Here is a 13219-nt window from a genome sequence, read left to right as displayed (position 1 = left end):
AATGCCTCGTCCCGAACTGCACTCGACGGCGCCCCCCTCTGTCGGACAAAGGGGGGCGCAGTCCCGCCAATCTGTCCGTTCTTATGGATGCAGCTCTCATCCTAATTGCCCTCGAACACCGGTTTTTCCTTGGCGACGAAAGCCTGGTACGCCCGCTTGAAATCGCCGGTCTGCATGCAGATCGCCTGCGCCTGCGCTTCCGCCTCGATCGCCTGGTCGAGGCCCATCGACCATTCCTGGTTCAACTGCGTCTTGGTGGTGCCGTGGGCGAAGGTCGGGCCGGAACCGATGCGCGCGGCCATGTCGAGCGCGTCGGCTTCAAGTGCTGCGGCATCGACCAGCCGGTTGTAGAAACCCCAGCGCTCGCCTTCCTCGGCACTCATCGTCCGGCCGGTGTAAAGCAGCTCGGCGGCGCGGCCCTGGCCGATAATGCGCGGCAGGATCGCGCAGGCGCCCATGTCGCAGCCGGCAAGGCCGACGCGGGTGAACAGGAATGCCGTCTTGGCCTCAGGCGTGGCGATGCGGATGTCGGAGGCCATGGCGATGATGGCGCCGGCGCCCACCGCAACACCGTCGACCGCCGCAATGATCGGCTTGCCGCAATTGAGCATCGCCTTGACGAAATCGCCGGTCATTCGGGTGAAGGCGAGCAATGCCTTCATGTCCATCTTCACCAGCGGGCCGATGATGTCGTGAACATCGCCGCCGGAGCAGAAATTGCCGCCATTGGGCAGGAACACCACCGCATCGACGTCGTCGGCATAGACGAGGTCGCGAAAAGTATCGCGCAGCGCCGCATAGCTTTCGAAGGTCAGCGGGTTCTTGCGCTCCGGCCGGTCGAGCCGGATTGTTGCGACCTTGCCTTCGACCTGCCAGAGGAAATGCTTCGGCTTGCGGCCGGCCATCTTTGTCATTCCCGTCCCTCCCAATTGCTGCGGAAGGAATTCAGCATGCCGGTCAGCCGGCGCGCCTCGTCCTCGCTCACGTTGCCCAGCAGCTCGCCGATCCAGCTTTCATGCGCGGCGGCAATCACAGCGAAAGCCTTCGAACCTTCCTCCGTCAACCGCACCATCGAGGTGCGGCGGTCGCCATTGCGCCGGGCGCGGGTAACCAGCCCTTCCGAAACCAGCCGGTCGACGATCCCGGTCACATTGCCGTTGGACACCAGCAGGAAGCGCGACAGGTCGCTCATCAACATGCCTTCCGGCGCGCGGTAGAGTGCCGCCATCACGTCGAAGCGCGGCAGCGTCGTGTTGAATTCCTGCCGCAGGCGCTCGCGCAGCTCGGCCTCGATGCTGCGCGAGGCGCGCAGCAGCCGCACCCACAGCCGCAGCCGATCCTTGCCGGGTCCGGACGGCGCGGGCAGGGGACCGGCTACCATGTCTCGCCTCCCGAGATCGAAATCGTCTGTCCGGTGATCGATTGGGCAGCATCGCCGCACAGCCACAGCACCGCGGCTGCAATTTCTTCCGGCTGGATGAAGCGGCCTTGCGGGTTGGTCGAGGCAAGGCTCGTCCGTGCTTCTTCGGCCGAGCGGCCGGTCTTTTCGACGATTCGCTGGATGGATTCCTCGAGCATGTCGGTTTCGGTGAAGCCCGGGCAGACGGCGTTGACCGTCACCCCGGATTTTGCCGTCTCGACCGCCAGCGCTCGCATTAAGCCGACGACGCCATGCTTGGCGGCAACGTAAGCGGCGACATACGGGTAGCCTTTTAGCCCGGCCGTCGAAGCAACGAAGATGATCCTGCCTATCTTCCGTGCGACCATGCCGGCCAGCGCCGGTTTCACTGTCAGGAACGCGCCGGTCAGGTTGACGTCGAGCGTGCGCTGCCAGTCCGCAAGCGAGGTCCGCGATGCTGGCGCGCTGCCGGACATGCCGGCATTGGCGACGACAATATCGATCGGCCCGCGCGCCGCCTCAGCCTGGCTGTAGAGCGACGCCATCGCCGCCTCATTGGTGACGTCGGCGGCGATGCCGAAAATGCGGTCGTTTTCCCTGGCGACCTCGACCAGCGCTGCCTCGCGCCGGCCGCAGATGGTGACATCGATGCCGGCATTGGCGAGCGCCAGCGCGATGGCGCGGCCGACGCCGGAGCCGCCGCCGGTGACCAGCGCATGCCGTCCCGCCATCGTTTCAACGACGCTCATACCTTCAGCCCCGCTGCCGCGTCGCGTTCGGCCAGCCGGTAGATCTGGTCGCGGCCAGGCAGATAGGGATCCGGCCATTTGACGCCGCGGTCGCCGAGCTTGACGGCCGCATGCAACGTCCAGTAGGGGTCGGCTAGATGCGGTCGTGCCATCGCGACCAGGTCGGCCCGGCCGGCCATCAGGATCGAATTGACATGGTCCGGTTCGTAGATGTTGCCGACCGCCATGGTCGCCATGCCGACCTCGTTTCGGATGCGGTCGGAAAACGGCGTCTGGAACATACGGCCATACACCGGCCTTGCCTCGGCGGAAGTCTGGCCGGCCGACACGTCGCAGATGTCGACGCCGGCCTCATGCAGCAGCCGCGCGATTTCGACCGCATCGGCCGGTGTCACGCCATCGATGCCGACCCAGTCATTGGCCGAGATGCGTATTGAAACAGGCTTTTCATCAGGCCAGGCGGCGCGGACGGCATGGAAGAGTTCCAAGGGATAGCGCATGCGGTTTTCGAGCGAGCCCCCATAGGCGTCCGTGCGCCGGTTGGTCAGCGGCGTGATGAAGGAGGACAGGAGATAGCCGTGCGCGGCGTGGATTTCGAGCATGTCGAAGCCGCAGCGTTCAGCCATCTCGGCCGAAGCGACGAATTGATCGCGCACTAAATCCATGTCGGCGCGGTCCATCGCCTTCGGCAGCTGATTCTCGGGCGACCATGCCACCGCCGACGCCGCCATGACAGGCCAGTTGCCTGATGTCAGTGGCACGTCGGTTCCTTGCCAGCCGAGCCGGGTCGAACCCTTGGCGCCGGAATGGCCAATCTGCGCGCAGATCTTCGCCTCGGTCTCGGTGTGGACGAAGTCAACAAGCCGCTTCCAGGCGACTTCGTGCTCGGGCGCGTAAAAGCCGGTACAGCCAGGCGTGATCCGGCCTTCGGGGCTGACGCAAGTCATCTCGATGTAGAGCAGGCCGGCGCCACCCTTGGCCCGTTCGGCATAGTGGGCGAAGTGCCAGTCAGTCGGGCAGCCGTCGACGGCCTTGTACTGCGCCATCGGCGAAACGACGATGCGGTTCTGCAGCGCCATGTCGCGCAGCCGGAACGGTGCGAACATCGGCGCGCGACGAAGACTGTTGCCGCCGGCGCCGGCCTGGCGCTGGAACCATTCTTCGGCGCCGGCCAGCCACTCGGCATCGCGCAGCCGCAAATTCTCGTGGCTGATGCGCTGCGAGCGCGTCAGCAGCGAATAATTGAACTGCACCGGATCGAGGCCGAGATAGCGCTCGACCTCCTCGAACCATTCGAGCGAGTTGCGCGCCGCCGACTGCAGCTTCAGCACTTCGGTGCGGCGGGCGTCTTCATATTTGCGAAACGCCGCCTCGAGGCCGAGCTCGGAATCGACATAGTCGGCCAGCGCCACCGCGCTTTCCAGCGCCAGCTTGGTGCCGGAGCCGATCGAGAAATGCGCTGATGCCGCTGCGTCGCCCATCAGCGCCAAATTCTTGTAGGACCAGCGCTCGCACAGCACGCGCGGAAAATTGATCCAAGCCGAACCTCTGATGTGGTTGGCGTTGGTCATCAGCGAATGGCCAGCGAGATGCCTGGCGAAGATCTGTTCGCAGACGGCGATCGATTCCTGCTGCGACATCGTGCCGAAGCCGAAGCGCCCCCAGGTCTGCTCGCTGCATTCGACGATGAAGGTCGCGGTGTCCTTGTCGAACTGGTAGGCATGCGCCCACACCCAGCCATGCTCCGTCTTCTCGAAGATGAAGGTGAAGGCATCGTCGAACTTCTGCTGGGTGCCAAGCCAGACGAACTTGCATTTGCGGGTGTCGATATCGGGCTTGAACACGTCGACGAATGCGCTCCGTGCCTTCGAATTCAAGCCGTCGGCGGCGACCACCAGATCGTGGCTCTCCATGTAGGGTTTGGGGTCGGCGATATCGGTCTCGAAGACCAGCTTCACGCCGAGCTCGCGGGCCCGCCGCTGCAGCAAGGTGAGCAGCCGCTTGCGGCCGATGCCGCAGAAGCCATGGCCGGTCGAGACCGTGCGCACCCCATCATGGATGACGGCGATGTCGTCCCAATAGGCGAAATGCTTCCTGATCCAGACGGCACTGACCGGATCGTTCCTGGTCAGATTGTCGAGCGTTTCGGCCGACAGAACGACGCCCCAGCCGAATGTGTCGTCGGCGCGGTTGCGCTCGAACACGGTCACTTCGTGCGCGGCGTCCCTGAGCTTCATCGAAATGGCAAAGTAGAGGCCGGCTGGTCCGCCGCCGAGAACCGCAACCTTCATCTGTGCGATCTCCTCTCGCTTCCTATCTTCAGTATCGCGCCTGACGTATATTATTTCAAGCTTGAAGTTTCATAATTGAAGCGATTCGTCTCAGGTGCCTATGGCGTGCTTGCGGTCAGACCCGCAAGCACGCGCCTGGCGGATCATTTTTCCGGGGTCTTCGGGCTCCACAGCACCGTCTCGGCGTCCTTTTCATAGGCCATGCCGTTGGGATAGCTGATCGCTTCCAGCTGCAGGCCCCAGGGCGCCTGGAAATAAAGGATGCTCTGGCCGGCCGCCGGCCCTTCGGTAACCGGCAGCGGCCCCATACGCGTCTTGACGCCCTTTTCATCGAAATAGGCTTTCGCGGCAGCGATATCGTCGACATAGAACGCGATGTGGAAGCCGCCAATGTCGCTGTTGCGGGCCTGCAGGTCTCTCTGGTCGGGCGCGGTATATTTGAACAGCTCGATATTCGACCCGTAGCCGCAGCGAACCAGGGTGATCTCCTCGATCACCGCCTTGGGGTCGACTCCCAGCAGATCCTGCATGAACGTCCCCTTATCATCGGCGAACGGCCCGAAGGACATCGCCTTCTTGCAGCCGACGACCTCGGTGAAGAAGTCGACGGCCTGCTTCATGTCGGGGACTGTAACCCCGGTGTGATCATGCCCGCGCATGCCAGGAATGGAATCCGCTGAGGCTGTGCTGATGGTTCCACCGATAGTGCCCAGGACGGCGGCCGCAAGCGTTGCGGTTAGGAGCGCATTCTTCATCTCAGTCATCCTCTCGCGGGACATGGGTGACTTGCCGGGCGCACGCCCGAGGCCCGCTCTTCGGTGTGCGAATGAGATGTGCTGTGAATGATCGTTGCGACCGATGTCATGCCGGCGCCTTCGCCGCAGGCAGCAGCCAGCCGTCATCGATCTCGGGCAGCGGGATGGCTGCGAGAAGATCGCGCGTGTAGGCCTGCCGCGGGTTCGCGAACAAAGCGTCGGTGGCGCTTGCCTCGACGATCACGCCTTCGCGCATGACGATCACTTGCCGGCAAAGCCGCCGGATTACCGACAGGTCGTGGCTGATGAAGGCGACGGTCAGGCCCATTTCGGCGGCCAGCCGTTCCAGCAGCGTCAGGATCTGTGCCTGGGTCGACACGTCGAGGCCGGAGACGATCTCGTCGGCCAGCACGAATTTCGGCGACAGCGCCAGCGCCCGGGCAATGCCGACGCGCTGGCGTTGGCCGCCCGACAGCTGGTGACGATAGCGGCTGGCGAAACTTAGCGGCAGGCCGACGCGCTGCAGCGCCTCCGCGACACGACCCTTGAGATTGTCGCCAAACCCGTTTTGCCTGAGTGGGGCGGCGATAATGCTGAAGATGGTGCGGCGCGGATTAAGCGACGACATCGGATCCTGGAAGATCATCTGCAGGTTGCGGCGCAGCGGCCTGAGCTCCGCCTCCGGCAGATGCGTGATATCGCGGCCGTCGAAGATGATGCTGCCGGCGCTCGGCTCCAGGAGGCGCACCAAAGCGCGACCCAGCGTCGATTTGCCGGATCCGGATTCGCCGACGATGCCGGTCACCGATCCCCTGGGCAGCTCGAAATCAAGCCCTTTGAGGATCTCGGCCATCGGCGCCCGGCCGATCAGTGGTTTGCGCGACATGTCGGGCAACGCGACCTTCAGCCCGCGCACGGAAAACAGCGGCTCAGCCATGCGGCCGCCTCCAGGCCTGGTCGGCAGCGGCGATCTCCGAGGCCAGTCCGGCCAATACCACCTTGTCCACCGGTTTCAGCGAGGCGAGCGGATCGGTGTAGCGCGGTGTTGCCGCCATCAACGCTCGCGTGTAGGGGTGCTGCGGAGCCGCGAACAGCGCCGCCGTCTCGGCCTCCTCCACCACCTTGCCGGCATAGAGCACCGACACTTTCTGGCTGATCTTGGCGACGACGCCGAGATCATGGGTAACGAACAGGATCGCCGTGCCGTGCTCGCGCTGCAATTGCGCGATCAGCCGCAAAATCTGCTTCTGCACGGTTACGTCTAGCGCAGTGGTCGGCTCGTCGGCGACGATCAACCTTGGTTCGGCGGCGAAGGCTGCGGCGATCAGCACGCGCTGGCGCATGCCGCCGGAAAGCTCGTGCGGATAGCATTTGAGGACGCGGTCCGGGTCGCGGATCTGTACCGCGTCGAGCAATTGGCGGATGCGGGCGTCGGCTCGCGGCCCACTCCATCCGAGGATGCGCACCAGCCGATCGGTCATTTGCGGACCGATGCGGCGCGACGGATTGAGCGCGGTCAGCGGGTCTTGAGGGATCAGTGCGGTGCGCGCTCCGATCAGCGTGCGCCTCGCCTTTGGCTGAAGCCGGCCGAGGTCCTCGCCCTCGAGCAGCATATCGCCATCGACGACGCGCACGCTGGGTGGCAGCACGCCGAGTACCGCCTTGCCGATCATCGTCTTGCCGGCGCCGCTCTCGCCGACCAGCGCGCGAACTTCGCCCGGTTGAACGGAGAGCGACACCGACCGCAGCACGCGCGCGCCATTCGGCAGCACGGCGCTCAAGGACTGAATGTCGAGGCAAGGTCTCGTGGCGTTCATCGCAGCACCGGATCGAAACGCGCCTTGAGACCCTCGCCGAACTGGCTGAACGACAGAACCGTCAGGATCAGGGTGACCAGTGGAAACACCAGCACCCACCACGCCTGATGGATCGACAGGCGGCCCTCGGCGATGATGCCGCCCCAGGTCGGATCGTCGGTCGAGATCGACAGGTTGACGAAGGACAGGATCGCCTCGACGATCACGGCGATGCCCATTTCGAGCGACAGCAACGCGACGATCGACGGCACCACATTGGGCAGCACTTCGCGCAGCATGATACCGATACGGCCATAGCCGGCGATACGGGCGTTCTCAACATAATCCATGCGCGCCTGGCCCATGGTCTCGGCGCGGATCACCCGGCAGAAGCGCGTCCAGTCGATGACGGCGATGGCAATGATGACCGAGTTCAGACCGGTGCCGAGCACGGCCACCAGCAGGATGGCGAACAGCACCGGCGGAAACGCCATCCAGACGTCGACGATGCGCGAGATGATGCGATCGGCCCAGCCGCCGAAATAGCCTGCTATCAGGCCGAGCGTCGAGCCAATCAGGCAGGCGGCCAAGGCCGCCGCGAAGGCGACGATCAAGGCGATGCGGGCGCCGAAGATCAGCCGTGACAGGAGATCGCGGCCGAGGCTGTCGGTGCCGAGCCAGAAGCCGGGCTCCGCGCCGCTCATCCAAAAGGGCGGCAGGCGTTCGAACATCAGATCCTGCGCCAGCGGGTTCTGCGGTGCGATCAGCGGCGCGAAGATCGCGGCAAGCAAAGCCAGCAGCAGCCAGCCGCCGGCCAGCCACAGCCTTGCGCCCGAGCCATGTCTTGAAATGCGGCCCTCATCCATGGCGCAGCCTCGGATTGAGCAGCGCATACATCATGTCGACGGTGAGGTTGATCAGCACGAACAGCAGCGCGAAGACCAGCACGATGCCCTGGATCAGCGGAAGGTCGCGGTTGATGACGGCGTCGATCGCCATGTTGCCGAGCCCTTCATAGGAAAACAGCCGTTCGACGATGACCGTGCCGCCGATCAGGAAGGTGAACTGCACGCCGACCAGAGTGAGCGTTGGCAGGGCGGCGTTCTTCAGCGCCTCACGCAAAATGACCTGCGTTTCCGAAAAGCCCTTCACCCGCGCCAGCACGACGTAATCGACGTCGAGCACTTCCTTCAACGACTGCTTCAGGAGCTGCGAGATGATCGCGGCGAGCGGCAGCGCCAGGGCCACGGCCGGCATCAGCATGTGCCCGAGCAGGTCCTTGGTCAGGTCGAAGCGCAGCCGCACGATGCTCTCGAACAGATAGAACTGGGTGACGAAGGGCAGGTCGAGCTGCGGCGACACCCGGCCGGAAATGTCGAACACCGGCACCAGCACGCCGAACAAAAGAATCAGCACCAGGCCCCACAAAAAGTCGGGAATGGAAAGCGCTGCACCGCTGGCGATGTCGATACCGGCTTCGACTGCCGTGCCGCGCTCGCGTGCCCCGAGGATCGCCGTCGTGCCGCCGATCGCCAGCGCCATCAACAGCGCGACGATGGCGAGTTCCAGCGTCGCCGGCAGCCGGTTGAAGACCAGGCCCAGCACATCCTGCCGGAGCGAGATCGAGGTGCCGAAATCGCCCCTGATGACGCCGGACAGCCAGATAAAGAACTGCTGGACGATGGTTTTGTCGAGCCCGTAGAGCGCGCGCAGCCGGGCGATGTCGGCATCGGTCGCGCCGGGCGGCAGCATCATCGCAACCGGATCGCCGGGCGCGACGCGAATGACGACAAAGACCACGACGGCGACGCCGAGCAGCGTGATCGCCATCGTCAAAAGACGGATCAGGAATCTTTGCAGCAGCATGGTCGCCTGTATGCCTGGCGGAAAATGCGCGCCGTCATTGCGGACAGCGCGCGGCGATCCCTGGCCGATGTCAGGCCGGGGTCATCAGCGCCGGCAAAAGCGCGCCGGAAACATGCTGCACGACATTGACGCCCTTGGCGTGCACGATCGGCTGCGCATACTGGATCAGCGGCAGCACATAGGCCTGTTCGGCGATGTATTTGTCGACAGCCTTCCAGCCGGCGATGCGCTTGGTCTCGTCCTTCTCGCCCCATAGCGGGTTGATCATGTCGATCAGATCCTGGCTGTCCCACACCGAATGCGGGCTCGGGCCATAGGTGGCAAAGCCGGTCGAGGTGGTCGGATCGCCGATGGCGTTGCCCCAATTGTAGAAGGCGGCCGGGGCCAGCTTGTCGGCGGCGCGCAGCTCGTAGTGCTTGGCGATCTCGTAGACCTCGATCGACGCCTCGATGCCGACCTTGCGCCACATGCCGACGATCGCCTGGACCATCTCGTAATCCTTGGGCTTGAAGCCCTTAGTCGTCTGAATCGTGAACTTGACCGGCTTCTCCGGCGAGTAGCCCGACGCGGCCAGCAATTCCCTAGCTTTTTCCGGATTGTGCTCGACCTTGATCGACGGGTCGTAGGCCTCGTATTCCGGCGTCTCCAGCGTATCGATCGGCTGGCCGTAGCCGCGCAGCAGCCGCTCGACGAGCAGCTTCTTGTCGACGGCCATCACCGCGGCCTGGCGGACGTTCTTGTCCAGCATCACATCGATGTCGTTGAAGAAGATCATGCCGATGTCGGAAACGTTCTTGCACGAGCCGGCAAGCCCGTCCTTGGCGACCAGGCGATCATATTCCTCATAGGGGATTTCGAGCGTCACCTGCGAAGAACCGGACTCGATTTCGGCAACGCGGCTCGCCGCGTCGGTGACGAACTTGATCGTCACATTCTCGAAAGCCGGCTTGCCGCCCCAGTAGTTCGGGTTGGCCTTGAGCCGCAGGAAGGCGTTGCGCTCGAACTTGTCGACCATGTAGGGGCCGGTGCCGATCGGGGCTTTCTCGAAGCCTTCGGCGCCGACCTTCTCGTAGTAGGCCTTCGGCATGATGTAGCCGGTCAGGAACGACATCCATTTGAAATACACCGGGTCGAACTGCACGACATCGCCAGTGATCTTGTTGCCGGCGATCTTGAAGTTGTTGACGTTCTTCCAGACGAACTGGATCGGATTCCCTGTTTTTTCGTCGCCCGCCCGCTGCAGCGACCACACCACGTCCTCGGCGGTGAACGGCGAGCCGTCATGCCAGGTGACGCCCTCGCGCACTGTCATCATGATCTTGCTGCGGTCGTCGTTCCAGCCCCATTCGGTGAGCAGGCCCGGCGCAAAGGAAAGGTCCGGCTTCTGCGGGATGAACTGATCGAACACCGACTGGTAGAGGCCCTGGATCGTCGGGTTGACCGCCGAAGGCCCGGTTGTCGGGTCCCAGGACGGCAGGTTGACGTTGTAGGCGATGGTCAGTTCGCCGGCTGCCTTGGCTATTTGCGGCAGGCCGATGACGGTGGCGCCAAGTGCTGCTGCGCCATATCCGAGCAATTCTCGTCTGTTGATTGTCATGGTCGTTCCCCTGTTGGTTTTCTATGCGCGTCGTTGTCATGCAGTGGGTTCAGGCTCCTTGGGCAACCGCGCATTGCCTCTCCTTCACCCGCAAGTGTTTTGAATTCTACCTCCCGCCGAGCTGTTGGGCGAGCATGTAGCCCGAGGCCGCGCCTGTGCCGGCGCCCGGCCATGTTGCAGCACCGGTGAGATGCAAATTCATGACCGGCGTGTTCCAGCCGGCAAAACCGCGCGCCGGACGAAACAGGAAATTCTGCGCCAGATGATGGCTGCCGCAAATCTGGTCGCCGCCGACGAGATTGGGGTTCTCGCGTTCGAGGTCAAGGGGCGAGAACACGGCACGGCCGAGGATATTCCGGCGAAGGTTGGGCGCATAGGTCTCGATGATGTCGAGAACGCGCTCGGCGTAGCGTTCTTTGACCTGATCCCAATGAGCTGGCGCGATCTTGCCGGCCGCATCGCCAAAGATTTCGGCGGGCAGCATCCGCACCTGTACCCACAGAACGTGCTTGCCTTCCGGCGCCCGCGATGCATCGACCGCAGTCGGTTGGCCGACGACAAGGACCGGCTCGTCCGGCAGCATGCCGGATATTGCCTGCTGATAGGTCCGCGACATGGCGTCGAGCGACGGCGAAAGATGGACGTAGGCGAATTGCCGAAGCTCGGCGCCGGCGCGCCAGTCCGGCAGATCGTCAAGCGCCAGATGGATCATCATCGTGCCCGGCGCATGTCGGAATTTTTTCATCGCCATGTCGAAGCCGGCGTCGCCGGAACCATCAGGCAAAAGCTTTCCGGCTAGCGCCCCGGGTGCAACGCCGGCGATCACCGCCTTGGTGGCTGTATGGGTCTCGCCGGAAGCAAGCCGCACGCCTGTCGCTCGGCCGCCGGACACCGTGATCTCGGCCACCTCAGCACCGGTGCTAATCTGGCCGCCGGCAACGGTGACCATGCCGGTCAGCGCGCGGATGATGGTGTCGGCGCCGCCCTTGCCGAGCACCATGCCGAAGCACTGGTTGGCCATCGATTCCAGATAGGGGAACACCGCGCCGCCGGCGATGTCAGGGGCGAAGTCGAGATGCATGCCCCAGGTGGCGAGCGTCGCCCTGACATGCGGCGACTCGAAATTCTCCTCGAGCCACGAGCGTGGTGATGAGAGCAGCAGCCGGCCGGTGTCGAGCGCGCCGGCAAGGCCCTTCTTGCGCCACAGGTTCCATGCGGTGCCGGCCAGCGCCCGCCCGCTCATCTGTGAGCCCAGCAGCCGAAACAGATGCTCGGCTTCCACCGGGAAGGCGCCGACCAGCCGGCGCCATGTGGCGGCGTCGGTTGCGGAGAAAGCTGCCATGCGCGACGCGGTCTTTTCCAGATCGTTGCTGACGCCGAACCACCGTCCGTCGGGAAAGGCGCTGGCAAAGCAATCGGCGACCGGCGCAAATTGCAGCCCATGGCTTTTCAATTCATTTGCATATTTCTTGTGAAAGGCCGAGCCGGCGAACAGGCTCAGATTCATCGCGCCGAAATCGTGCCGGAAGCCGGGAAGCGTGAATTCGCGGCTCTGGACAGCGCCGCCGATAGTTGCGCTGCGCTCAAAAATCCCGGTGTTCCAACCTTTGAGCGCCAGATGCGCGGCGCATGCCAAACTGTTGTGGCCTGCCCCGACGAATATGGCGTCAAACTCGCTCACACCCCACCCAACCCATTTCCTTTATGCTTAAAGATAATTGCAGATGCATATGTTTTAGTCTAGTAGGATATTAAGGGCCGCGAAGAGCCTTGATCATCACCGAGAAAGAGGGAATAGAGACCATGGACACGCAACAACTCCTCGGCGAGGTCGCCGGCCAGCTTCTTTCAGGCAGCATCCAGGTGGTCGACCTGACGGCGCCGCTCGGGCCCAACACGCCGCTGATCAAGCTGCCGCCGGAGCTGGCGGTGGACACGCCGAAGGTCGAGATCCACGCCATCTCCCGCTATGACAAGAACGGTCCGTGGTGGGCATGGAACTGGCTGAAGCTCGGCGAACATTCGGGCACGCATTTCGACGCGCCGCAGCACTGGATTACCGGCAAGGATTATCCGGACGGTGCCACCGACACCATTCCGGTTCAGAATTTCGTCGGCCCGGTCAATGTCATCGACTGCTCGAAGCAAGCCGCCGCCGACAACGATTTCCTCCTCACAGTCGACCACATCAAGGCGTGGGAAGCCGAGCACGGCCCGATTAACGCCGGCGAATGGGTGGTGATGCGCACCGACTGGTATAAGCGCAACGGCTCGGAAGCCGAATTCCTCAACGCCGACGAGACCGGACCGCACACGCCCGGACCGACGGCCGAGGCCATCCAGTACCTGATCAGCAAAGACATCAAGGGCTGGGGCAGCGAGACGATCGGCACGGATGCTGGCAAAGCAGGGGGAATGGAGCCGCCATTCCCGGCGCACAGCCTGATGCACAAGGCGAACCGCTACGGCCTCGCCAGCTTGTGCAATCTCGATCGGCTGCCGCCGAAAGGCGCGATCCTCATCGCCGCACCGCTCAAAATCGAGCACGGCACCGGAAGCCCGATCCGCGCACTGGCGCTGGTGCCAAGGCATTAGGACGAGGTGGCGGTCTTCGGGAGAAGATCATGCTTGTAGGCAATGCTGTAGTGACGGATTTGGAGCGGCAGCCTTGTAGCGCTGTCGCTCTACGGCGCCCCCCTCTGTCCTGCTGGACTGTCCGGCAGGACAGAGGGGGGCGCGAAGGAACGCCAACCCGCGCAATTGACT

General features: G+C 63.7%; 12 protein-coding genes. 1 reads left to right on the top strand and 11 read right to left on the bottom strand.

From position 1 onward, the window contains the following. Positions 1 to 101: 101 nt before the first annotated feature. The 11 genes from A9K68_RS00505 to A9K68_RS00455 form a co-directional block, all read right to left on the bottom strand. The gene (locus A9K68_RS00505) at positions 102 to 914 is read right to left on the bottom strand and encodes an enoyl-CoA hydratase family protein (protein ID WP_065005949.1); all 813 of its coding nucleotides are present in this window, start codon (positions 912 to 914) and stop codon (positions 102 to 104) included. Further along, positions 911 to 1381 (bottom strand): MarR family transcriptional regulator, encoded by a 471-nt coding sequence (locus tag A9K68_RS00500; RefSeq protein WP_029357027.1) that lies wholly within the window; start codon positions 1379 to 1381, stop codon positions 911 to 913. Before A9K68_RS00500 ends, A9K68_RS00505 begins: the two co-directional genes overlap by 4 nt. Beyond that, positions 1375 to 2148 (bottom strand): SDR family NAD(P)-dependent oxidoreductase, encoded by a 774-nt coding sequence (locus tag A9K68_RS00495; RefSeq protein WP_065005948.1) that lies wholly within the window; start codon positions 2146 to 2148, stop codon positions 1375 to 1377. Before A9K68_RS00495 ends, A9K68_RS00500 begins: the two co-directional genes overlap by 7 nt. Further along, a complete protein-coding gene (locus A9K68_RS00490) occupies positions 2145 to 4439 on the bottom strand; it encodes a bifunctional salicylyl-CoA 5-hydroxylase/oxidoreductase (protein WP_065005947.1) in 2295 nt (764 codons plus the stop codon). Before A9K68_RS00490 ends, A9K68_RS00495 begins: the two co-directional genes overlap by 4 nt. Positions 4440 to 4582: 143 nt before the next feature. Further along, positions 4583 to 5194 carry a VOC family protein gene (locus A9K68_RS00485; RefSeq protein WP_065005946.1) on the bottom strand — a complete coding sequence of 204 codons (612 nt, stop codon included), beginning with the start codon at positions 5192 to 5194 and terminating at the stop codon, positions 4583 to 4585. A 106-nt stretch (positions 5195 to 5300) separates the two neighbouring features. Beyond that, positions 5301 to 6131, bottom strand: a complete 831-nt coding sequence (locus tag A9K68_RS00480) for an ATP-binding cassette domain-containing protein (RefSeq protein WP_065005945.1) — start codon at positions 6129 to 6131, stop codon at positions 5301 to 5303. After that, complete coding sequence (locus tag A9K68_RS00475) at positions 6124 to 7011, bottom strand: ABC transporter ATP-binding protein (RefSeq protein ID WP_065005944.1); 888 nt, start codon at positions 7009 to 7011, stop codon at positions 6124 to 6126. Before A9K68_RS00475 ends, A9K68_RS00480 begins: the two co-directional genes overlap by 8 nt. Next, positions 7008 to 7856: an ABC transporter permease gene (locus tag A9K68_RS00470; RefSeq protein ID WP_065005943.1), complete on the bottom strand. Its 849-nt coding sequence runs from the start codon at positions 7854 to 7856 to the stop codon at positions 7008 to 7010. Before A9K68_RS00470 ends, A9K68_RS00475 begins: the two co-directional genes overlap by 4 nt. Next, positions 7849 to 8856, bottom strand: coding sequence for an ABC transporter permease (locus A9K68_RS00465; protein WP_065005942.1), 1008 nt, complete (start codon positions 8854 to 8856; stop codon positions 7849 to 7851). Before A9K68_RS00465 ends, A9K68_RS00470 begins: the two co-directional genes overlap by 8 nt. Before the next feature lie 70 nt (positions 8857 to 8926). After that, positions 8927 to 10453: an ABC transporter substrate-binding protein gene (locus A9K68_RS00460; protein WP_065005941.1), complete on the bottom strand. Its 1527-nt coding sequence runs from the start codon at positions 10451 to 10453 to the stop codon at positions 8927 to 8929. A gap of 106 nt (positions 10454 to 10559) precedes the next feature. Next, the gene (locus A9K68_RS00455; protein WP_065005940.1) at positions 10560 to 12134 is read right to left on the bottom strand and encodes an NAD(P)/FAD-dependent oxidoreductase; all 1575 of its coding nucleotides are present in this window, start codon (positions 12132 to 12134) and stop codon (positions 10560 to 10562) included. Positions 12135 to 12256: 122 nt separating this feature from the next. On the opposite strand from A9K68_RS00455, the gene A9K68_RS00450 reads away from it, so the two are divergent. Beyond that, entirely contained in the window at positions 12257 to 13048 is a 792-nt protein-coding gene (locus tag A9K68_RS00450; RefSeq protein WP_065006136.1) for a cyclase family protein, read from the top strand. Positions 13049 to 13219: the final 171 nt, after the last annotated feature.

Origin of the sequence: Mesorhizobium sp. AA22, assembly GCF_001672375.2 — a bacterium.
In the GTDB taxonomy this organism is placed as follows: domain Bacteria; phylum Pseudomonadota; class Alphaproteobacteria; order Rhizobiales; family Rhizobiaceae; genus Mesorhizobium; species Mesorhizobium wenxiniae.
This window is presented reverse-complemented; position numbering and strand designations above follow the sequence as displayed.

Bases quoted from the DNA above. Each gene is read 5' to 3' on its own strand.
- A9K68_RS00505 (WP_065005949.1), bottom strand. From the start codon at position 914: ATGACAAAGATGGCCGGCCGCAAGCCGAAGCATTTCCTCTGGCAGGTC.
- A9K68_RS00500 (WP_029357027.1), bottom strand. From the start codon at position 1,381: ATGGTAGCCGGTCCCCTGCCCGCGCCGTCCGGACCCGGCAAGGATCGG.
- A9K68_RS00495 (WP_065005948.1), bottom strand. From the start codon at position 2,148: ATGAGCGTCGTTGAAACGATGGCGGGACGGCATGCGCTGGTCACCGGC.
- A9K68_RS00490 (WP_065005947.1), bottom strand. From the start codon at position 4,439: ATGAAGGTTGCGGTTCTCGGCGGCGGACCAGCCGGCCTCTACTTTGCC.
- A9K68_RS00485 (WP_065005946.1), bottom strand. From the start codon at position 5,194: ATGAAGAATGCGCTCCTAACCGCAACGCTTGCGGCCGCCGTCCTGGGC.
- A9K68_RS00480 (WP_065005945.1), bottom strand. From the start codon at position 6,131: ATGGCTGAGCCGCTGTTTTCCGTGCGCGGGCTGAAGGTCGCGTTGCCC.
- A9K68_RS00475 (WP_065005944.1), bottom strand. From the start codon at position 7,011: ATGAACGCCACGAGACCTTGCCTCGACATTCAGTCCTTGAGCGCCGTG.
- A9K68_RS00470 (WP_065005943.1), bottom strand. From the start codon at position 7,856: ATGGATGAGGGCCGCATTTCAAGACATGGCTCGGGCGCAAGGCTGTGG.
- A9K68_RS00465 (WP_065005942.1), bottom strand. From the start codon at position 8,856: ATGCTGCTGCAAAGATTCCTGATCCGTCTTTTGACGATGGCGATCACG.
- A9K68_RS00460 (WP_065005941.1), bottom strand. From the start codon at position 10,453: ATGACAATCAACAGACGAGAATTGCTCGGATATGGCGCAGCAGCACTT.
- A9K68_RS00450 (WP_065006136.1), top strand. From the start codon at position 12,257: ATGGACACGCAACAACTCCTCGGCGAGGTCGCCGGCCAGCTTCTTTCA.